This window comes from uncultured Mucilaginibacter sp., assembly GCF_937859865.1.
Classification (GTDB): Bacteria; Bacteroidota; Bacteroidia; order Sphingobacteriales; family Sphingobacteriaceae; genus Mucilaginibacter_A.
Genome location: NZ_CALMAT010000159.1, coordinates 1 through 20470, shown reverse-complemented (window position 1 = coordinate 20470; position 20470 = coordinate 1). Strand labels below are relative to the sequence as shown.

The window sequence follows — 20470 nt, the reverse complement described above, 5'->3', positions numbered from 1 at the left end:
GTTGATGACACCGGCAACCGCATCAGAGCCATACAACGTAGATTGTCCGCCTTTGATAATCTCAATCCGCTCGATCTGGTCAATCGGGAACAAACGGATATCAAAAGTACCGCCGGTGGAAGAAGGGTCGCCAACTAAAACGCCGTCAATCAGCGTAACGGCAAAACCGCTGGCCGCACCGCGGATAAAAATGCTTTTGTTTAAACCGGGGTTGCTGCTTGCGCCGCTCACGATAATTCCAGCTTGTTCGCTTAATAGTTGCGCTACGGTTTTGCCCTGGCTGCGCTCGATCTGGTCTTGCGTAATGACAGTAATAACTTTGCCGGTTTGGAGTTGTTTCTGATCGGTTTTGGTAGCCGAAACAACAACATCTTTGAGTACGCGGGTAGAATCCTGCGCGAAAATTGGTGTACCATAAAGTACGGTTTGTGCAAGCGCCACGCTTGCCGCAATGTGGTAAAAGTTTTTTTTCAATTGTTTTGTTGTGAAGATGAAACCATCCCACAGCAAACAGAAAAATTAGCCCATAAAATGAAAATACACCCGTAAAAAGAGCATTCACATTCCAGCTTCAATCCCCGAAAGCTATGAATTTATTTGCGAGAGGCAGGTCTTCTGGCTTGCTCCCTTTTGCTTCGCCTTCCCGTTTCGGTCACCCAAAATAGTGGCATAAAAACAGCATCAGTTGATAGAGCTTACAGCTGCGGGACAGCTCCGGTTTTGCACCGGATTCCCTTTTAATCCCGGTTGTTGAGGCCGGAAACCAATTGCGGGGGCAAAAGTAGGATTTGGTTTGGGATTTGGAAACAGGGAAATTTAAAAAGCCGACATTTCAATTTTTCTCCAACAAAACCTGCCAATGCCTGCTATTTTTGTGGCAACATTATAGAATCTCCTGCTAAAACAAAAAAAATTTATGCCGATAAAAGAAGCATTCATAAAAATCAGCAACTTTGTATAAAACTGCGAGGATAAATTATGTTAAACAACTTAGAACCGGCGGCCGGCAGGTTGCTTATTGCAGAACCTTTTATGTTAGACCCGGGCTTTAAACGGTCGGTAATTTTGCTGACCGAATGCAACGGGCAAGGCGTGGTCGGTTTTGTTTTGAACCACACTTCGGGCTTGTTTATGAACGATGCGATCACCGATTTCCCGGAAACCGAAACCGAACTTTTCAACGGCGGCCCATGCAACAATGAGCGGTTGCATTTTTTGCACCGTTGCCCGGATAAAATACCGGATGGTTTGCCCGTGGGCAACGGCATTTTTTGGGGCGGGGATTTTGAAGCGGTAAAAACAATGTTTCAGCTTAATTTGATTTCCAGAAGCGAGATCAAGTTTTTCTTAGGTTATTCGGGCTGGGAGGCAAACCAGCTTGATGAAGAATTGGATAGAAATAGCTGGATTGTGTCGGACAGGTTTAACAACGACCTGGTTTTCAACGGCGAAGAGGAGGGTTTGTGGAAACAAGCCGTGAAAAACTTGGGCGAACGTTATGCGCATATCGTTAATTTCCCAACCAACCCGCAATTGAATTAGGCATGTTATTAGTGAGGTTGTTTAAATTTTTAATAAGTATATTTATAAAAAAGATTATGAAAAACAAAATATATGCTTTAGCAGCATCATTGCTATTTCTTTTATCCCTTTCTTCCTATTCACAAACTATTAATCAGTTCAACGGAACTCAGGCAGAACGCGACTCTTTAAGAAATACCAGTATTGCTATTCGCGCCGCTTTTTCTAAAGGCGATGTGGATCGTATTATAGCATTTCATCATCCAGATGTGATTAAGGCTGTTAGTTACAATAGCTATCAGAAAGGGAGAGAAACTCTTAGGCCAGGTTTAAAGGGGACATTGGATAGTTTTTACCTTGATTTTGTTGAAAATAAAACCGAAAGCTTGTATATCAATGGAGAAACTGCTATTGAGCAAACCTTGTTTACTATTAAAGGCACTCCAAAAGGAAAGGGTGAGCCTTTTATATTTAAAGGCCGTTCTATGATTGTTTATGTTAAATATAAGGAAAGCCCGACTGGCTGGGCTACTATACGAGAGATGATTCAACCGGCAACTGAATAAAATAACAACGTTTATTTTTGACGGTTGTCTTTATTTAAAGAGAATGCAAGTAAAAATTAACGAATTTGTCAGACTAACTTATTTTGGCATTTATTTAAAAAAGTTTACAACCTGCAAGAAAGATTCTGAAATGAGTGTATGACGATAATTACTATACTCCTTTTATCACCTAAAAATTACAGGGAAAACCGTCCGCCTTCATTTCCGCGGCTGCTTCTTCCACTTTTTGCGCCAATTCGTTTTTGTACTGAATAAGGTTTTGAACCAACGTTTCATCGCCAACCGATAAAATTTGCGCAGCCAAAATCCCAGCGTTTTTGGCCGCATTTAAAGCAACCGTTGCCACCGGAATACCGTTTGGCATTTGCAAAATAGACAACACAGAATCCCAACCATCAATAGAATTGCTGGATTTGATGGGTACGCCAATCACCGGCAAATGCGTTAATGAGGCAACCATTCCGGGCAAATGCGCCGCGCCGCCTGCGCCTGCAATAATCACTTTTAAACCACGGTCGGCAGCAGCTTTGGCATAATTAAATAACCGGTCAGGCGTGCGATGGGCAGAAACAACGGTTATCTCGTAAGGAACGCCTAATTCTTTTAACACGTCGGCAGCATCCTGCATAATTGGCAAATCGGATTTGCTGCCCATGATGATGCCGATTTTGATTTGTTGGTTCATAGTTGATAGTTCATAGTTCAAAAATTGAAAGTTAAAAGAAAAGGATTTATTGATCGTGATCAAAATTTAGAGATAAACTGGTGCAGCTACCGTGAACCGTCAACTATTAACCATCAACTCCAATTTCAACTCACTACCTTTAAAGTCTTCTGCACATATCTCGCTTTTTCAACCGCTTTTTCCCGGTCGGCATCAACCACCGTAACGTGGCCCATTTTGCGCATCGGTTTGGTTAGTGCTTTGCCGTACAGATGTACGTAAACGCCGTGCAGTTTTACCACATCTTCCAGGCATTTGTAAACTGCTGGCCCTTCGTGTCCGGCTTCGCCCAAAACATTCACCATCACGGCATGGTGCAAACCGGAAGTATCGCCCAAAGGCAAACCAAAAATGGCACGCAAATGCTGCTCAAACTGCGAAACTACATTGCCTTCGATGGTTTGGTGACCGCTGTTGTGCGGGCGCGGGGCCAGTTCGTTCACCAAAATATTACCGTGTTTATCCAGAAACATTTCCACCGCCAGCAAACCGACGATGTTTAGCTTTTCGGCAATATCAACCGCAATCTGTTGCGCTTTCTGCTGGATTTCAAAACTCAGCAGCGAAGGCGAGATCAGAAATTCAACCAAATTCGCTTCCGGGTTAAATTCCATTTCCACCATCGGGAACGCTTTTGTTTCGCCTGTGATGTTTCGGGCCACAATCACCGCAATTTCCTTTTCAAAATCAATCATTTCTTCGATTAAACTCGGTTCTGTAAAAGCATTGGCGAGGTAACTTTCGTCCAAAATCTTATAAACACCACGGCCGTCGTAACCGTCTTTCCGCAGTTTTTGAATGTATGGGAAATGAAAATGGCTTTCTTTAAATTCCTCCGGCGAAGAAATAATTTTGAAATGTGCAGTCGGAATATCGTTCTCCTTAAAAAACTGTTTTTGCAAGCCTTTATCCTGGATCAACCGGATAATGCGCGATTGCGGGTAAACCAGCACGCCTTCTTTTTCCAATTGTGCCAGCGCATCAACGTTAACTTTTTCGATTTCGATGGTCAGCAAATCGGTTTTTTTGCCAAAGTTGTAAACCGTATCGTAATCGCTTAAAGAACCCACCACAAACTCGTCGCACAGTTTTTTGCAGGGCGCGTTCCGGTCTGGGTCCAGCACTTTTATGGTTACGTTATAATTGATGGCCTGCTGGATCAGCATCCGGCCCAACTGTCCGCCGCCCAAAATCCCCAGCTTTAAATCTCCGTAAAATGCTTTCATGTAAGGGTACAAGTTTAACGCAAACTTACGGATTAGCCCAAACCGAATACTGTTTTTATCGGCACATTTTTGTTGTGAAACTGTATATTCGCTTCCTTATCAAAATAAGCTGTCATGAAAACAAAAATAGCAGTTGCCAAAGGCGACGGAATTGGCCCGGAGATTATGGATGCCGTTTTGGGCATTTTTAAAGCCAGCGATGTTGCGTTGGATTACGAATTTGTGGAAATGGGCAAATCGTATTTTGATGCAGGCCATTCTACCGGGATGACGGCTTTGGCAAAAGAAACCATCGAAAACCTGGGCATTTTGTTTAAAGGCCCGATGGAAACGCCAAAAGGAAAAGGTGTAAAAAGCATCAACGTAACGGCCCGAAAAGTTTGGAACACGTATGCCAACCAGCGGGATTTCAGGACTTTAAACGGTGTGGACACGGTTTTTTCCAGGGCTGGCATCCAGATCAATTTAACCATCGTACGCGAAAACATTGAAGATACTTACGGCGGCATCGAACACATGCTGACCAATGATGTGGCTGTTGGCCGCCGTTTAATTTCGCGTACCGGTTCGGCGCAGGTGATCAAATACGCTTTTGAAATGGCCAAAAGAAAAGGCAATACCAAAATTGCCTGCGGCCATAAAGCCAACATTATGAAACTGACCGACGGTATTTTTTTAGATACTTTTTATGAGATCGCGAAAGACTACCCGCAAATTTATGCCACGGATATTATCGTGGACGATTTGTGCATGAAACTGGTGAGCAAGCCGGAAACTTTTGAAGTGGTGGTGTTGCCAAACCTGCAAGGTGATATCGTATCCGACCTTTGTGCCGGATTGGTTGGCGGATTGGGTTTTGCGCCGTCGGCAAACATCGGCGATTTTATTTCTATTTTTGAAGCCGTACATGGCACCGCACCGGATATTGCCGGCCGGAATATTGCCAACCCAACTGCTTTGTTGTTATCCGGCGTAGCAATGCTGCGTTTTATGGGTTTAACGCAAAATGCGGCAACGATAGAAAATGCTTTGCTTTATACGTTGGAGCAAGGTGTGCACACCGGCGATTTTGGCGATAAAACCATCCCGGCCAGCAACACCAAGCAGTTTGCTGATGCGATCATTGCAAACCTCGGCCAAACACCGGTAAAAGGCGTGGCTACATCCAAAGCAAATTTTGTAAAATCAACGCTTGCTGTGGAAAAGCCAACGCAAAACATCATCCGTGAAACGGAACCTGGAATTGCCGAAGAAATAATGGGCGCAGACATTTTTGTGGAAACCATGCTTCAGCCTAAAGCATTGGCCGAACTTGCACAAAGCAAACTGAACGAAAAGTTTAAACTGACCATGATTTCTAACCGCGGCACGCAAACCTGGCCAACCGGTTCTGTTTTTACCGAATTAACCAACCAATCGCGTTTACGGTACGAGAAAAACGACGGGCAGGAACTTTCAGCCAAAGATATTTTCGACTTGGCTTCCCGTGTTTCCGAGGTGATTAACGTTTGTTCGATAGAATTTTTGAAAAAGTTTGGCGGCAAACTGGGTTACTCGCTGGCGCAGGGGCAATAATTTTTTACACTGATTTTTATGCGGTAAAAGAAGCATCCGGTTGTAATTGGCCGGATGCTTCTTTGTTTCAAAAAAAAATTTGTTGGCCTGCTTGGGCCGATGCTTCTTTTACCACCCTAAAATTTACCGGATATTTTTAAATTAGCAACAGTAAACCAATCAGGCCGGAACAAAAAATTTTCAGTTACGTTAAGGAGGCCGGCAACCCGATTTTGATTTAAAACAGCATCGCCTTGAAGAAAATCTTACCACTTTCAAACACCTGGGCTTCCAGCTTGCTTACCTTAATTGCGTTGGGTTTTATCGTTGTCGAAGGCAAGCTCATCCTATGTCCGCTGGTTTTTTCGATGCTTTTCTCGCTGCTGCTGCTGCCGGTTGGCCAGTATTTTGAACTAAGGTTCAAAATGCACCGAAGCGCAGCCTCCATGATGGCAATTTTAATGATGCTGACCGTTGTTGCCCTGGTGATGTACCTGCTGGGCTCGCAAATTGCAGACCTGCTGGACGATTGGCCACAGATCAAAGCACAGTTGGCAAGATCGTTTTATAAACTTTTAAATTGGATCAAAGATAATTTCAATGTAACCGCTAAACGGCAAATGAATATTGTGGACAGCGCAACGAACAATATTTCTGCCGGCGGAAGCACCACAACTGCCATCGGGATAACTGTGCTAACGGCTTCGTCCATTCTTCTTTTCTGGGTTTTTGCCATTATTGATACTTTTTTCTTGCTGATTTACCGCCGTTTGTTGTTCCAGTTTCTGATTTACGTTTTCAAGAAAGAAAATGCCATCGCTGTTTTTGAAGTGGTAGAACGCATCAAATATATCATCACCAAATATATTACCGGCTTAATGCTGGAGATGATGGTTGTTTCGACCGCAAGTTGCACCGTTTTTTTGATTGGCGGCGTAAAATATGCGTTGTTGCTTGGACTGATAACCGGTATTTTCAACATTATTCCTTACGTTGGCATTGCCTCAGCTTTGCTGCTTAGTACCATCATTACCATCAGCACGGCAGCGCCAACGTCCACCGTTGTCCTCGTAATCTCAACCATTGTGGTGATCCATTTAATAGACAGTAATATTTTGCTGCCGATGATTGTAGGTTCGCAGGTACGCATCAACGCGCTGATCACCATTTTGGGCGTTATTTTGGGCGAAATGTTGTGGGGAATACCAGGTATGTTTTTATCCATTCCGGTAATTGCGGTTTTGAAAATCATTTTTGACCGGGTAGATAGTTTACAACCCTGGGGACTGTTACTGGGCGATGAAACTATGCCGGAAGATAAAGTGGAAACCCGGGTTTTTGTAGCAGAAGAAGACAAACCCGAAATCGAAATGCCCGAAAGCTGATGCTTCTTTTATCATGCAAAAACTGCATTATCTTCTAATTTTAACCAAAAAAACCCAACTTATAAAGTTAGGTTTTTCTGATTTTTATGTGGTAAAAGAAGTATTACTGATCAATCGAACCCAAAACGCGGCCCATAAACTGGTTCAACGCTTCTTTGGCCGGTGTGCCTTGTTGTATTGCCTGATGAACTTCTAAAGCACCGTACAGGTTGGATAACAGTTCGCCGATCACGTCCAGTTCTTCATCTTTGATGGAAGAAAGTTCGGACATGTATTCCAGCAGTTCGATGGTTTCCACCACCCAATCTTGGTCGTGCGTTTCCACAAAACCCAAAACGTGTTTAATTACCGGCAGTTTCATCAATCAGTTCTTTAAGTACTTCTGTTTTGTTGGTTTGGGTTTGTTTAAACAATTTGCCATCTACAAAAGCAGCAAAAGTTGGCAAATTGCTCACGTCGGCCAGTTTGCGCGATTTCGGATTTTTCTCCGCATCAATCACCACAAACTCCATGTCTTCATGTTCCGAAGAAAACTTCTTGAATTTCGGTTTCATAATCCGGCAGTTGCCACACCAGGAAGCCGCATATTGTACAATTACTTTTTTATTGGCTGCAACAACGCTGCCTAACGTATCGGTTGTTAATTCTGTCATTTCTTAGTTGGCTTGTAAATATTCGGCCACGCCTTTGGTGGTTGCGCTCATAGCTTCTTTTCCTTCTTCCCAATTTGCCGGACAAACCTCGCCATGCGTTTGCACGTGCGTGTAAGCATCCACCAAACGCAAATACTCGTTTACATTGCGGCCAAGCGGCATGTGGTTAATGCTCTCGTGGAAAACTGTTCCTTCTTCGTCAATTAAGTACGTGGCGCGGTAGGTAACAAAATCTTCTTCGTCCAGAATGCCTAATTCTGAAGCCAGTTTGCGGGTTGTATCAGCCAGCAGCGGAAAAGTTACGCCTTCGATGCCGCCGTTATCTTTAGCCGTGCTTAACCAGGCAAAATGTACTTCGGCCGAATCACAGGAAGCACCAATGACCAACGTATTTTTAGCTTTGAAATCCTCTAAAGCAGCCTGGAAAGCGTGGATTTCTGTCGGACAAACAAAAGTAAAGTCTTTTGGGTACCAAAATAAAAGCACTTTTTTGTTTTCGTTGATGGCTTTTTGCAGCACGTTAATTTTGTAGGCATCGCCCATTTCGTCCATTGCATTTACGGTAATGTCCGGAAATTTATTGCCTACTTTTGAATTCTTCATAATAACCTGATCTGAATGTTTAATTATTTGTAACAAAATTTTTAATCTGTCGCAAATTTCGCATTATTATGCAGATCGCGTTTATGCAGAGTGCTTCTTTTATCCACCAAAAAACGATAATTACAAAAAGCAGACACAGCAATTTACCTTGCTTTGCTGTTTCGACCAATGGGAGAAATCTTCTTCAAAGCGATAAATATAAAACTGGAATAAGATTTCTTCCTTCAGCACGAAATGACAAAGCGCATGCTTCTTTTAGCACTATAAAATTGATGCTTCCATCGAAACCGGTTCCTGTTGCGGCCTGCCGTTTTTGAAGGCTTTACGGGGTTTCAGGCCCAGCAGCTCAAACATCGCCATATCGGTATCGAAAGAAGGGTTTGGCGTGGTGAGGAGTTTATCGCCGGCAAATAATGAATTGGCACCGGCCATAAAACACAAAGCCTGTTCTACCGTGCTCATTTCGGTTCTTCCTGCAGATAGTCGGACTACTGTTTTTGGCATGATAATCCTGGTGGTGGCAATCATCCGGACCATGTCCCAAACAGAAACCCGCGGCTGATTGGCCAATGGCGTCCCTTTTACCGGAACCAAAGCGTTGATCGGCACAGATTCGGGATGTTTTGGGAGATTTGATAAGGTTTTCAGCATCGAAATCCGGTCTTCCACAGTTTCGCCCAAACCAATAATGCCGCCGCTGCAAACCGTAATTTTTGCTTTACGTACATGTTCTAAAGTTTGCAAACGGTCGTCGTAAGTTCTGGTCGTGATGATGCGTTTGTAATCGTCTTCCGAAGTATCCAAGTTGTGGTTGTAGGCATACAAACCGGCATCGGCCAGGCGTTGGGCTTGTGCTTCGTTCAGCATTCCCAGTGTACAGCAAACCTCCATGTCCAGTTCGTTTACTGCTTTTACTAGCTCAATTACCTTGTCAAAATCGCGGTTGTCGCGCACTTCGCGCCAGGCCGCGCCCATGCACAAACGCGAAGCGCCGCCAGCTTTTGCTTTTTCGGCAGCGGCAATCACTTCGTCTTTTGGCATCATCGCATGAACATCTACGCCGGTATTGTAGCGTGCGGCTTGCGGACAATAAGCGCAATCTTCCGGGCAACCACCGGTTTTAATGGAGATCAAAGAACTGATCTGGACTTCGGCATAATCTTTATTTTCGCGGTGTACCGTAGCTGCCTGGTAAATCAAATCCAGCAGCGGTGTGTGGTAAATTTCTGCAATCTCTTCTTTCGTCCAGTTGTTTCTGATCTCAGTCATGTACAAATTAATTTTTAGGTGATAAAAACAGTATGCGGCAAATTTAGATAAATGCTTGCTGTAATTTATAGATTTTTTCGAGGCTGATGTGAAAGGCTGACAATTTTTAGTGGATAAAAGAAGCATCAACAAAAAAGCAAAGTTTAATATGCTTTTAATTTTTCATATCAAACCGACCATCAGTAACAGAAATAACATCATTGGCATTTGTTGTATTTACTGCGGTAAAAGAAAAAGTTCCGGAGATAATCCTTTGTGCATAATCAATATGCGTAAAGTTTATGTTAGCTGGACTTGCATTATACATAACAAAACCATTACCACCAGGGGAAACAGTGCAAGATGCTATCGGATAAGTACCTTCGGAAATATTTGGGGAAACTCCTAAGTCGATAGTATAGCTGGCTTTATTTCCATCACTATAAATTATTGCCTCAACTTCAAATTCATATCTTCCAGACGCACCGCGCAAACCACCTGTAAGGCCAGGAGAAAAAAGGCTTGTTTTTGCCACGTAAACCTTGCCATTAATTTTACAGGAAAAAGTATTGGCACCAGTTTGGGTAGGTTTGGTCAATTTTTCTTTGTTACATGAAATTAACAACAGCAAAAAAAGCAGAAATAGGGATAAGGTTTTGAGCGATTTTAGAAATCGACATTTTAATTTTTCTATCGGCATTTCTTTTAAAAAACGATGAGCAACAACAAAAAGAAAATTTACGCAATAAAAGCAGTAAAAAACAGCTTTTAAAGGTATCATAAAAGGTTAGCTTAAACGTACAAAGAATTTACCGATAAAAGAAGCATCAACAAAAAAGGCAGGCCAAAAAATGACCTGCCTTGATAACCAAGTTTCCGTTTCAACTCATACCTCAAACCTGATACCTCACACCTCAATCATCCTTTCGGGTTCAACGCCAGTTCAATCCGGTCGCTCAAATCCTGCAAATGGTAATTGCTTAAACTATCGGAAGTATTTGGCAAAGAAGTTTTGATCAGCGCATTAATGCTGCGCAATTGTGCTTTGGCAACCGACATTACGTCCGTATCTTCTTTCTCCGGATCAGGTGTTGACGTTTCCCTTCTTCCGCCGCCAGCTTGTGCAAAAGGGTTTGCTGTTGGTGCAGTTGCCGGTTTAATCAATTCAATCAGTTTGGCCACATACATTTTTTGCAAGTTGCGGCGGTAAACATCAATTGGCTGATTGGTTTTCAATTCCTTAAAAATTGAGTTTTGCATGTCGCCAAAAAAATCGGTGATCTTGTAAGCGCTGTTGCCGTTTGCTGCTTCTGCCGAAATTAACTTATACAAATTGTGGTTGGTTACAATACGGTCTAAAGTGCTGTTTTGCAATTTGTAAACCACCTGCACCGGGCTTTGGCCAATATCGCTCAAAATCTTTCGGTCCAGCATCCAGGTTGGCGTGGTAAACAATTGCTGGTCTAAAAACAGCATGGCTTCTTTTTGGGTTGATGCCGGCACATACTCATAAACCACACCAGTTTGTTCTACTGTTTTCGGGTTTTCATAAATGCCGCCAATATTTTTGCCTACGTGGCCCATGTAACGGCTAAACTGGGCGGTCAATTGGTTATACATGTTTTCCAGGTTATCGTAGCCTTCGTTTTTTTGGCTCGTCCATTCCGGTAATTTTACCAAAATGCGTTGCAGGTTTTTAATGCCGTAAATGCTGGCTTTCATCGCGTTATCGCCCAAATCCTCGCTTTGCGAGTGCGGGTCGTCCGGGTTGCTTTCTGTTCCGAAAAACAACCTTCTGTCTTTCAAACGTTCTATGGCTATTTTACTTAATGCCGAAGTTTGTTCTTCTACGGTTTTGTATTGCGGCATCACTTTGTAGCCCCATTCAATCGCCCATTTATCGTAATCGCCGATTCTTGGATAAATACCTTTCGGACTGATATTATCCTCAGGTTGGGCAACGTAATTGAAACGCGCGTAATCCATGATGGAAGGTGTGTGCCCGTTAGCCTCTACAAAAGCTTTATTGCGAAGCATTTCTACCGGAACTGTGGAGCTGGAGCCGAAGTTATGGCGCAAACCCAGCGTATGGCCAACTTCGTGCGAAGACACAAAACGGATCAAATCGCCCATCAGTTCATCACTAAAAACCACTTTTCGTGCCCGCGGGTCAACCGCTGCCGTTTGGATCATGTACCAGGAATGCAGCAAGTTCATCACATTGTGGTACCAGTTGATATGGCTTTCGATGATCTCGCCGCTCCTTGGGTCGGCCGTGCTTGGGCCGCTTGCATTTTCAGTTTCCGAAGGTTTGTAAACGATGGCCGAATGGTTGGCATCATCAATGCTCCAGGTCGAATCTTCTTTTGCCGAGGGCGCCATTTTGCCGATGATCGCGTTTTTAAAACCTGCTTTTTCAAACGCTTTTTGCCAGTCGTTAACACCAGCTATCAAATACGGAATCCATTTTTTTGGCGTAGTGGCATCAATATAATACACAATTGGTTTTACCGGTTCTACCAGTTCGCCGCGTTTGTATTTGGCCATGTCCTGCGGCTTTACTTCCAGCCGCCAGCGTTTGATCAATTGGATGTCTTTGATCCCTTGCGGGTTGGCATCAAAATCAGTATAACCAACCGGAAAATAACCGATGCGCGGAGCAAAAAAGCGCGGCTGCATGGGCTTTTTTGGTAAAATAACCAAAGAGGTATTCAGTTCAACAGTTGCTGATCCGTTGCCGGCATTAGCACCGGTACCGCCGCCGGGCGTTGGCGTGGTTGGCAAAGCACCCCGGCCAAAACTTTGCGGCGCGGTAAGCGAATACGTTTTTACCGTGTTGATCTCTACATTGTTCCTGAAACTTTTAACGTTGGAAATGTAGCTTCTGTCGGCCTGGATACTGCCCAAACGGATACGCGATTTGGCCGCTGCCGAGCTAAAGTAAAATACCTCGCTGTCGCCGTTGATGTAATCGGTCATATCAATCACGCTTCCTTTTTCATCAAGAGAATAAGCCGCAATGTTAAAAGCAGCAGCAATAGCCTGGATGTTGGACCGCTGCACGGATTGGTACATAGACTTGGTACTATCCGGACTGTAAGTGCTGTAAGAAATCTTCCGCATAAAAATACGGTTGCCCGGCCCTTTTTCAAAACTGATCACCGAACTGCCGATCTGATCGCCGGCATAACCGGAAGCGGCACGGACTTCGGCACCGGCCTTTGAAATCCGACTGACTACCAAAATTTCCCGGTTTAAAACACTGTCGCCAATTTCAAAGTAATATTTGTCTTCTACTTTGTGGGTTTTAAACAAGCCCCTGCGGGTAATGGCTTTTTCGGTAATGACGGTTTTGTAAGGTTTAGGCTGAGAACGGGTTACGTTTCCGGCAAAACCGGTAGGAAAAGCGGTACGGCGGACAGAATCTGCCGGCCGTGATTGCGCCAACAATGCGTTTACGCCAACGGAAAGCAAGAGTAAAAGTGTAAAAAGTTTCTTCATAATGCTGTTTTTATGCTGCTAAATTTATAAAGTTTAAGTTGAGGGATTTGCTTAGCGCGTAAAATACTGTATAACTTTATAGTTACACAAAACATGGTTTGCCCGGTATTTAAAACTGTTTCCTTGATACTGTTTTTACCGGCATAAAATCATTGCTTTTTGAGCGGGAAAGTGTTTTTCCATCTTAATAAAACCCATTCGGCTTGGTTTTATCGCTACAAAAAACAAAATGTAGAACAGAATAAACTTTTAAAATTTAAGATAGTCTATCTATACATACAAGTTCAGATAAAATAAACAATCAAGTGAAAAAGATAAATTCAATCCGAAAAATTGCCCTGTACATGCTGTTCGCCTGCGCGATAATGCTAGCAGGTTTTTCTCCGGCCGAAGCCCAACGCGGCGGACGTAGTTTTGGAGGCGGTGGTCGTAGTTTTGGCGGTGGCGCCAGGATAAGCGGCGGTTTCCATGGCAGTTTTGGTGGTGGCAACCGTATTGCTTCAGTTCCTCGTTATGCACCCGGCAGAACTTTTGGCGGTATTCGCGGCGGCGTGGCTATTCGCCCTAATTATGGTTACCGTAGTTATTATGGCCGCCCTTATTATGGCGGTTTTTATCGCCCTTATTATGGCTTTGGCTACGGCGCTTACTACCGCAGCTATTATCCAAGTATTGGTTTGCGCATCGGCGTTTTGCCTTTTGGCTTCTTTTCTTTTAACTACGGTGGCTATCCTTATTATTACAATAACGACGGTTTGTTTTATCGTGATTACAATGGTGGCGGTTATGAAGTTGTTGCCCCGCCGGTTGGTGCTTTAGTTCCGCGTTTGCCAAGAGGTACGAACGAAATCACAATTGACGGACAGCAGTATTTTGAAAAACAAGGCGTGTATTACCAAAAAGTGGTTGACGAAAACGGTAAAAAAGCCTACCGCGTTGCCGGAAAAGATGGTGTTTTAAACACCGATGGCAATAATGCAGGCCCGCAAAACGATCAGCAACATTATTACAACAACGATAACGACACCGCGCAGCAACCAGATAACAACACCGCGCAGCAACAGGTGAGTTTGCCTCGTGTTGGCGATGTTGTAAATTCTATCCCTGCTGATAGCCGCAAGGTTACCATCAATGGTGAAAAACTTTTTGTTTCCCCAGACGGCGTTTATTATCAGGAAGATAACTCCGACGACAACCGCATTTTTAAAGTAGTTGGCGTGCCACCGGCAGAAGATGGTGCTGATGCAGTTACCAATCCTTAAATTTCGCCTCCACAAACTAAATATATAAAAACCCGGACTGTTATGTACAGCCGGGTTTTATTTTTTTAGTGGTAAAAGAAGCATTTCGGGAATCAGCTTTTAGCAGTCAGCTATTAGCTATCAAATTAGCAAGCTATGCAAAAAGCTGATTGCTAATAGCCGAAAGCTGATAACTTACACTCAATCCTTTTTTCCCTTTTTTAACTCGCTTTCCGATTTTAGCACTTCGTTGCCGTTTTCCTGTTTTACCAGTGCGGCAGGTTCTTCTTTGCTGGCATTGCGTTTTACGGTGGTGCCTTTGATTTTCTTCTCAACCGGTTCGGTAAAAATCTCTTCTACCTTGCCTTCGCCTTCGCCTTTGCCGTAGTTCCAGTGTACTGTTTCTCCTTTTTTCATGTTGATTTGGTTTTGATCGTTTTTACATCAATAAGGTAACTAATCGAAAAAAGGTTTTAGGCTGATAAACATTAATGCCAAAACCTGATGCTTCTTTTAGCACATCTTTTTTTGTGTTCGCTGTAACAACCTGCTCGTTTCAACATCTAAGCTGAGACTTCTCATTTTTCAACCTAAAAACTAAACCTTATATGAACTGGAAATCAGGAACTAAAAAACAGGAAAACCAACCTAAAAAAAGTAAAACCCGCGAATGGATAGATGAAATTTTATTTGCCGTTGTGGCTTCAACCATCATCCGCGGACTGGTTTTTTCGGCTTATGCCATTCCTTCCGGTTCAATGGAAGGTTCATTGCTTACCGGAGATTATTTGTTTGTGAGCAAGATGAGTTACGGTGCGCGGATGCCTTTTACGCCGGTTGCCGTTCCGTTTTTAGAATCAACATTGACCAACGACAGCATCAAAACGTATTGGGACGGCATTAAACTGCCATATTTTCGTTTGCCGGGATTATCCGAAATAAAAAACCAGGACGTGGTGGTTTTTAACAAACCCGAAGAAGTGGACAAGCCGGTTGATGTGCGTACCAACCTCATCAAACGCTGCCAGGCTTTGCCGGGCGACTTGTTGACGATTGTAAACGGACAGGTTTTTATCAACGGAAAAGCAAACCCGAATGCACCAAACGCCCAAACTTCCTACGAAGTAAAAACCAACGGAAGGGAAATGAACCCGAAAATTTTTGAGGATTTGCACATCGAAATCCGCCAGCAATTGGCAGAAAACACATTTGAAATGATTGTGCCGACAGCAAACCTGGCAGTTTTAAAAAGCTATTCAAACATCAAATCCATCCAACCCATTGTGGAAAATAAAGGCGAGTACAACGCGCAAGTTTTTCCGCACAACGAACGTTTTAAGTGGAACGAAGACAATTTCGGCCCACTTGTTTTGCCGAAAAAAGGAATGACCATTCCGCTGAACGATTCTACCTTGATTTTGTACAGAACGGCCATTGCGCAATATGAAAATAACCAGGTAAAAACAGTAGGAAAAGATATTTTAATCAACGGTAAAAAAGCTGACAGTTACACTTTTAAAATGAATTATTACTGGATGATGGGCGACAACCGGCATAACTCGCTCGATTCGCGCTTTTGGGGCTACGTACCCGAAGACCATATTATAGGCAAAGCGATGATAACCTGGATGAGTACGGACAGCGCGGCAACAGGGTTCAATAAAATCAGGTGGGAGAGGATTTTAAAGGTGATTGAGTAGGTTGTTGATAATCCGAGCCTCGTCATCCTGGGCTTGAAGGGCCTTTTTTAAATAGTTTTTTCCTTGTCCGTTCTTTTTGCTTGATCAAAAAGAACCAAAAAATCAAGAATGCCGGATCGCCTCCGGGCGGCATTCTTCCCCACGCTCCTGGGTGGCTACCTTGCAGGTTTCCCTTTCTTGCCGCTACTTGTGTTTGTTCAATGCTTCTTTTATCGGCTATTTTTCGTCCACCCTGCATTCCGAAGCAGCAGGTCTTCGCCCAGGTGCGGAAAGGCCGGACAAAACGCCCGGAGGGATCAGGTTTGTCTTGATTTTTTGGTTCTTTTTCATCAACGAAAAAAAACGTTAATACAAGCAACAAAAGGTTGCCGAAAGGCTGAAATTTATTTTTTTTCTTCCTACTTCAGCTCATCCAAAATCCGGAACATTTTTGCCTTAATGCCCGAACTGCTTCCGCTGTAATTATTAACAATAATGGAAAAGCACAGGTTGCGGCCGTTTTTGGTTTGATAACCGGCATACGCTTGCACATTGCTGATGCTACCACTTTTCATCGTCATCTCGTTGATAATAGGGAGGCTTTTATAAAAATCCGGAAACCAGCTTTCTTTTTTTGCAGATGAAAGGATTTGCGCTACTGTTTGCGTAGTTACACGGTCGCCGGGAGAAAGCCCGCTGCCATCAACAATGTTTAAAGCGTTTGAATCTATGCCTTTTGCTTTCCAAAAATCCTGTAAAACCTGTACGCCATCTACAGTGGTAACCGGCTTTCCGGCTTTCCAGGCCAGCGTTTTCAGCAGTTGTTCTGCGTATAAATTAATGCTCTTTTTGTTCAGCCAAAATATAATTTCGCTTAATTTAGGTGAGGCAATATTGGATAAAATTTGCGTTGCTTCCGGCAATGGTTTTTGCGCTGCCGTTAAGGTTTGGGTTGATGCTGCTGTTCCTTTCAAATCAATTCCCAGCCTTTTTAAAGTATCGGCCAACCGAAAAGCTGCATCATAAGCCGGATCTGGCGTGGCAGCAGCAATGCTTCGTTTTTCCAAATTATTGGCATAAGTGCCGCGAAGGTAAACGATGCTGTTTTTATCAAGTAAATAGGCAAAAGCACGGTCTCCGCTTCCGGCACTTCCGGTTAGCAATTCGCTTTGAAAGTTTAAATTTGGCATTTCCGGAATTGTTTTAACAATCCTTACCCTACTGCCAACCTTTCCGGTTTGCAGTTTAATATCATACTGGTTTTCGCGCCAGCATAAACCCGAAGTCCCGGCACCATAATAGTTGCCTAAATCTTGCCAAATCCAACCATCGGGAATTTTTTGAGTGCCAAACAAGGCATCATCGCCTATAATCCTTCCGTTGATTTTTTTGATTCCTGCCTGGCGGATGGCTTCCACCCAAATCTTTAAAATTGTGTTTTCTTTGGAAGAACCGTAACGCCAGCTTCCCAAAGTCGGGTCGCCGCCGCCTTTGATAATCAGATCGCCGTTTAAAGTGCCATCTGCAGCAACCGTTCCGTTGTAACCCAACGTAGTTTGGTATTGAAAATCTTTTCCCAACAAACTAAAAGCTGTGGTAGAAGTAACGGTTTTTAAAGTTGATGCAGGCGCCAAACCCATTTCGGGATGTGCTGCAAATACCGTTTCGCCTGTTTCAGCATCCAAAACAGTTAAGGACAGGGAAGCATATTTGCATTGTAAATCCCGTTCTAAATGGTTAAAAGCCGTTTGTAACTTCTGGTTTAAACTTTGTGCATGGAGATTGACACACCAAAAAAATAGGTATAAAAACAGTATGCTTCTTTTATCAGGCATTTTTCAGGTTGCGTTGTGAAATAAAATAAACCGGGATGCCAAGTAAAACGATCAGCAAGCCGTAACCGGCGGTATCAGTTTTGTAAATTAATAAGCCGATACAAATTACAGCCGCTGCAATGATATATAAAGCAGGTAAAACTGGGTATAAAAAGGCCTTGTACGGGCGTTCGGCATCCGGCCTTTTCTTCCGAAGAATAAAAATACCGGCAATGGTTAAAATATAAAATATCAGCACTACAAAAACCACATAATCCAGCAGCGCGCCATAAGTTCCTGATAAACAAAGCAAACAAGTCCATAAACATTGCGCCCACAAACCCCAGCCCGGCACTTCAAACTGGTTTAGGTGTGCGGCTTGTTTGAAGAAAAGCCCGTCTTGTGCCATCGTATAATAAACCCTTGCGCCGGCCAAAATCAAACCGTTGTTGCAACCAAAAGTTGAAATCATAATCATCACAGCAATAATAATGGTTCCTGAAGTGCCAAAAATATATTGCGAAGCAGCAACCGCAACACGGTCGGCAGGTGCGTGTGCAATTTCAACCATCGGCAAAACGGCGGTGTACATGATATTGGCGAGAATATAAATTACGGTAACAATCAGCGTTCCCAGAAACAAGCTTAAACCGATGTTCCGTTTTGGGTTCCTGATTTCACCAGCAATAAAAGTAACGTTGTTCCAGGCATCGCTGGAAAACAAAGAACCAACCATGGACGAAATAATGCCGGCAAACAAAGCACTTCCGCCAATGGCAATTGCGGTGTTCGAATCAGTTTTCCATTCGAGCATTTTCCAGGGTTCGGCCCAGTTAGCATGCCAGATTTCGGAACGAAAAGCCGTTGTCAAACCAAAAATAATCAGCCCAAAAAGCGACAATATTTTGGTGATGGTAAACAGCGTTTGGATGATCTTGCCGTTTTTTACACCGTGGCTGTTGATCCAGGTCAGCAAAATGATCATCAATATGGAAAGCAGTTGCGCGGCATTGAACTGGAACTTCCCGAAGGAAAACAAAATATGATCCGGCCCGACCGAAGGAAAAATATAAGCCGAAAACTTGGCAAAGGCAACGCCAACCGCTGCAATGGTTCCGGTTTGAATCACGGTAAAAGTTGACCAGCCAAACAGAAAGGCCACAAATTTATTGTACGCTTCGCGGAGGTAAACGTACTGGCCGCCGGCTTTTGGAAACATGGCCGAAAGCTCGCCATAACTTAGCGCGGCTGTCAAAGTAATCAAACCGCTGATTACCCAAATCAAAATAACCCAGCCCGCGCTGCCCACGCTTCGGGTAATATCGGCGCTTACGATAAAAATCCCCGAACCAATCATCGAACCAACCACCAACATGGTTGCGTCCAGCAGCCCGAGTTCGCGTTTCATTTCCTGTCCTTCGTTTTCTTTGTTCATTGGCAAAAACTAAATTTTCCGAAGCTATTTAAAAAAACCACATTTTTAGGAGCCAACTCGATTTAATTCATAAATTTTTGATGCTTCTTTTATGCCATAAAAATTAGTTAATGAATAATAGTTCATGGATCATGGTTAATAGGCGATTGCTGAAAGCTGAAAGCTGAAAGCTAAATGCTGACTGCTGAAAGCTTTCCCCAAATTATTTTCCCTCAACCTATTGCCAAGCTGTTTTATAATTCTTAGTTTTCGCTACCAATCTTTATAAACCTCTTATTCATCTTATTTATGGAATTTCTAAACAAAAATTTAGTTTTCCTGATCCCGCTGTTTGGCGTGGTCGGGCTTTTATTTATGGCCAAAAAGTCGGCCTGGGTAAGCAAACAAATCTCCGGCGACGAAAAAATGACTGAATTGGCTGGTTACATTGCCGATGGCGCCATGGCTTTTTTACGTTCGGAATGGCGCGTGCTGGCTTATTTTGTAGCTCTGGCCATGGTTTTATTAGGCTATTCCGGCACAACGGTCGAAACTTCCAGCCCGGTTATTGCCATTTCGTTTTTGCTGGGCGCGTTGTTTTCAGCTTTTGCAGGTTATTTGGGGATGCGTATCGCAACAAAAGCCAACGTGCGCACAACAGAAGCGGCAAAAACAAGCCTGGCACAAGCTTTAAAAGTTTCTTTTACCGGCGGAACGGTAATGGGCTTGGGCGTTGCCGGATTGGCTATCATCGGTTTAGGTTCGCTGTTTATCGTTTTTTACCAGGTTTATGTGGTAAATACCGGCGGCAGTGTGAATGGAAAAGACATGCAAAAAGCCTTGGATGTTTTGGCCGGATTTTCTCTGGGAGCCGAATCCATTGCTTTGTTTGCCCGTGTTGGCGGAGGAATTTATACCAAAGCGGCTGATGTGGGCGCGGATCTGGTAGGAAAAGTAGAAGCCGGAATACCGGAAGATGATGTGCGGAACCCGGCCACCATTGCCGATAACGTTGGCGATAACGTGGGCGATGTAGCCGGAATGGGCGCAGATTTATTTGGTTCTTATGTAGCAACAATGCTGGCGACGATGGTTTTAGGTCGAGAAATCGTTTCCCAAGATAATTTCGGCGGCATCGCGCCAATTTTGTTGCCGATGCTGATTGCCGGTTTGGGATTGATTTTTTCCATTGTTGGTGCTTCTTTTGTTAGGATAAAAAAGGAGACCGACAGCGTGCAAAGCGCATTGAACTTAGGCAATTGGATGTCAATCGTGCTAACCGCCATCGCTACTTTTTTTGCTGTGCGGTGGTTGCTGCCCGAAACGATGAGCATCCGCGGC

At 43.7% G+C, this 20470-nt stretch carries 20 protein-coding genes and 1 riboswitch; of the genes, 7 read left to right on the top strand and 13 right to left on the bottom strand.

Annotated features, from left to right (window positions below; all coding sequences use genetic code 11):
* Positions 1-474: TonB-dependent receptor plug domain-containing protein (locus Q0192_RS17260; protein WP_299291462.1), on the bottom strand; the 474-nt coding region annotated here is incomplete at its 3' end.
* Positions 475-587: 113 nt separating this feature from the next.
* Positions 588-783, bottom strand: a riboswitch (cobalamin riboswitch).
* Between the two features lie 195 nt (positions 784-978).
* Here Q0192_RS17260 and Q0192_RS17255 point away from each other — a divergent pair.
* Together Q0192_RS17255 and Q0192_RS17250 are read left to right on the top strand one after the other, a co-directional pair.
* A complete protein-coding gene (locus Q0192_RS17255; RefSeq protein WP_299291460.1) occupies positions 979-1542 on the top strand; it encodes a YqgE/AlgH family protein in 564 nt (187 codons plus the stop codon).
* Between the two features lie 56 nt (positions 1543-1598).
* The gene (locus Q0192_RS17250) at positions 1599-2087 is read left to right on the top strand and encodes a hypothetical protein (RefSeq protein ID WP_299291458.1); all 489 of its coding nucleotides are present in this window, start codon (positions 1599-1601) and stop codon (positions 2085-2087) included.
* A 169-nt stretch (positions 2088-2256) separates the two neighbouring features.
* On the opposite strand, the gene purE is transcribed toward Q0192_RS17250, so the two are convergent.
* Together purE and Q0192_RS17240 are read right to left on the bottom strand one after the other, a co-directional pair.
* Positions 2257-2772, bottom strand: coding sequence for a 5-(carboxyamino)imidazole ribonucleotide mutase (gene purE, locus Q0192_RS17245; RefSeq protein ID WP_299291456.1), 516 nt, complete (start codon positions 2770-2772; stop codon positions 2257-2259).
* 125 nt (positions 2773-2897) lie between these two features.
* Positions 2898-4037: a 5-(carboxyamino)imidazole ribonucleotide synthase gene (locus Q0192_RS17240; protein WP_299291454.1), complete on the bottom strand. Its 1140-nt coding sequence runs from the start codon at positions 4035-4037 to the stop codon at positions 2898-2900.
* A gap of 114 nt (positions 4038-4151) precedes the next feature.
* On the opposite strand from Q0192_RS17240, the gene Q0192_RS17235 reads away from it, so the two are divergent.
* Entirely contained in the window at positions 4152-5612 is a 1461-nt protein-coding gene (locus Q0192_RS17235) for an isocitrate/isopropylmalate family dehydrogenase (RefSeq protein ID WP_299291452.1), read from the top strand.
* Between the two features lie 233 nt (positions 5613-5845).
* A complete protein-coding gene (locus Q0192_RS17230) occupies positions 5846-6976 on the top strand; it encodes an AI-2E family transporter (RefSeq protein ID WP_299291450.1) in 1131 nt (376 codons plus the stop codon).
* Between the two features lie 103 nt (positions 6977-7079).
* Here Q0192_RS17230 and Q0192_RS17225 read toward each other — a convergent pair whose 3' ends face one another.
* The 6 genes from Q0192_RS17225 to Q0192_RS17200 form a co-directional block, all read right to left on the bottom strand.
* Positions 7080-7337, bottom strand: coding sequence for a hypothetical protein (locus tag Q0192_RS17225; protein WP_299291448.1), 258 nt, complete (start codon positions 7335-7337; stop codon positions 7080-7082).
* Positions 7318-7629 carry a thioredoxin family protein gene (locus tag Q0192_RS17220; protein WP_299291446.1) on the bottom strand — a complete coding sequence of 104 codons (312 nt, stop codon included), beginning with the start codon at positions 7627-7629 and terminating at the stop codon, positions 7318-7320. The genes Q0192_RS17225 and Q0192_RS17220 overlap by 20 nt, the downstream gene beginning before the upstream one ends.
* A 3-nt stretch (positions 7630-7632) precedes the next feature.
* On the bottom strand, positions 7633-8232 hold the full coding sequence (locus Q0192_RS17215; protein WP_299291444.1) for a peroxiredoxin: 600 nt from the start codon (positions 8230-8232) through the stop codon (positions 7633-7635).
* Positions 8233-8493: 261 nt separating this feature from the next.
* Positions 8494-9501 (bottom strand): biotin synthase BioB, encoded by a 1008-nt coding sequence (bioB, locus tag Q0192_RS17210; protein ID WP_299291442.1) that lies wholly within the window; start codon positions 9499-9501, stop codon positions 8494-8496.
* Positions 9502-9655: 154 nt separating this feature from the next.
* Positions 9656-10261: a hypothetical protein gene (locus Q0192_RS17205; RefSeq protein ID WP_299291440.1), complete on the bottom strand. Its 606-nt coding sequence runs from the start codon at positions 10259-10261 to the stop codon at positions 9656-9658.
* A gap of 137 nt (positions 10262-10398) precedes the next feature.
* Positions 10399-12981 carry a zinc-dependent metalloprotease gene (locus Q0192_RS17200; protein WP_299291438.1) on the bottom strand — a complete coding sequence of 861 codons (2583 nt, stop codon included), beginning with the start codon at positions 12979-12981 and terminating at the stop codon, positions 10399-10401.
* Between the two features lie 305 nt (positions 12982-13286).
* Here Q0192_RS17200 and Q0192_RS17195 point away from each other — a divergent pair, with 305 nt between their 5' ends.
* A complete protein-coding gene (locus tag Q0192_RS17195) occupies positions 13287-14243 on the top strand; it encodes a DUF6515 family protein (protein WP_299291436.1) in 957 nt (318 codons plus the stop codon).
* Positions 14244-14423: 180 nt separating this feature from the next.
* Here Q0192_RS17195 and Q0192_RS17190 read toward each other — a convergent pair whose 3' ends face one another.
* Positions 14424-14639 carry a DUF2945 domain-containing protein gene (locus Q0192_RS17190; RefSeq protein ID WP_299291434.1) on the bottom strand — a complete coding sequence of 72 codons (216 nt, stop codon included), beginning with the start codon at positions 14637-14639 and terminating at the stop codon, positions 14424-14426.
* A 191-nt stretch (positions 14640-14830) separates the two neighbouring features.
* Here Q0192_RS17190 and lepB point away from each other — a divergent pair, with 191 nt between their 5' ends.
* Positions 14831-15922: a signal peptidase I gene (lepB, locus tag Q0192_RS17185; RefSeq protein WP_299291433.1), complete on the top strand. Its 1092-nt coding sequence runs from the start codon at positions 14831-14833 to the stop codon at positions 15920-15922.
* Between the two features lie 22 nt (positions 15923-15944).
* Here lepB and Q0192_RS17180 read toward each other — a convergent pair whose 3' ends face one another.
* The 3 genes from Q0192_RS17180 to Q0192_RS17170 are packed head-to-tail and all read right to left on the bottom strand — an operon-like array spanning position 15945 to position 19150.
* Positions 15945-16280 (bottom strand): hypothetical protein, encoded by a 336-nt coding sequence (locus tag Q0192_RS17180; RefSeq protein WP_299291432.1) that lies wholly within the window; start codon positions 16278-16280, stop codon positions 15945-15947.
* A 40-nt stretch (positions 16281-16320) separates the two neighbouring features.
* The gene (dacB, locus tag Q0192_RS17175; RefSeq protein WP_299291429.1) at positions 16321-17736 is read right to left on the bottom strand and encodes a D-alanyl-D-alanine carboxypeptidase/D-alanyl-D-alanine-endopeptidase; all 1416 of its coding nucleotides are present in this window, start codon (positions 17734-17736) and stop codon (positions 16321-16323) included.
* Positions 17729-19150, bottom strand: coding sequence for an amino acid permease (locus tag Q0192_RS17170; protein ID WP_299291427.1), 1422 nt, complete (start codon positions 19148-19150; stop codon positions 17729-17731). Before Q0192_RS17170 ends, dacB begins: the two co-directional genes overlap by 8 nt.
* Positions 19151-19438: 288 nt before the next feature.
* Between Q0192_RS17170 and Q0192_RS17165 the strand changes: the two genes are divergently transcribed.
* Positions 19439-20470 (top strand): sodium/proton-translocating pyrophosphatase (locus tag Q0192_RS17165; RefSeq protein WP_299291425.1); only part of this gene is annotated, 1032 nt, incomplete at its 3' end.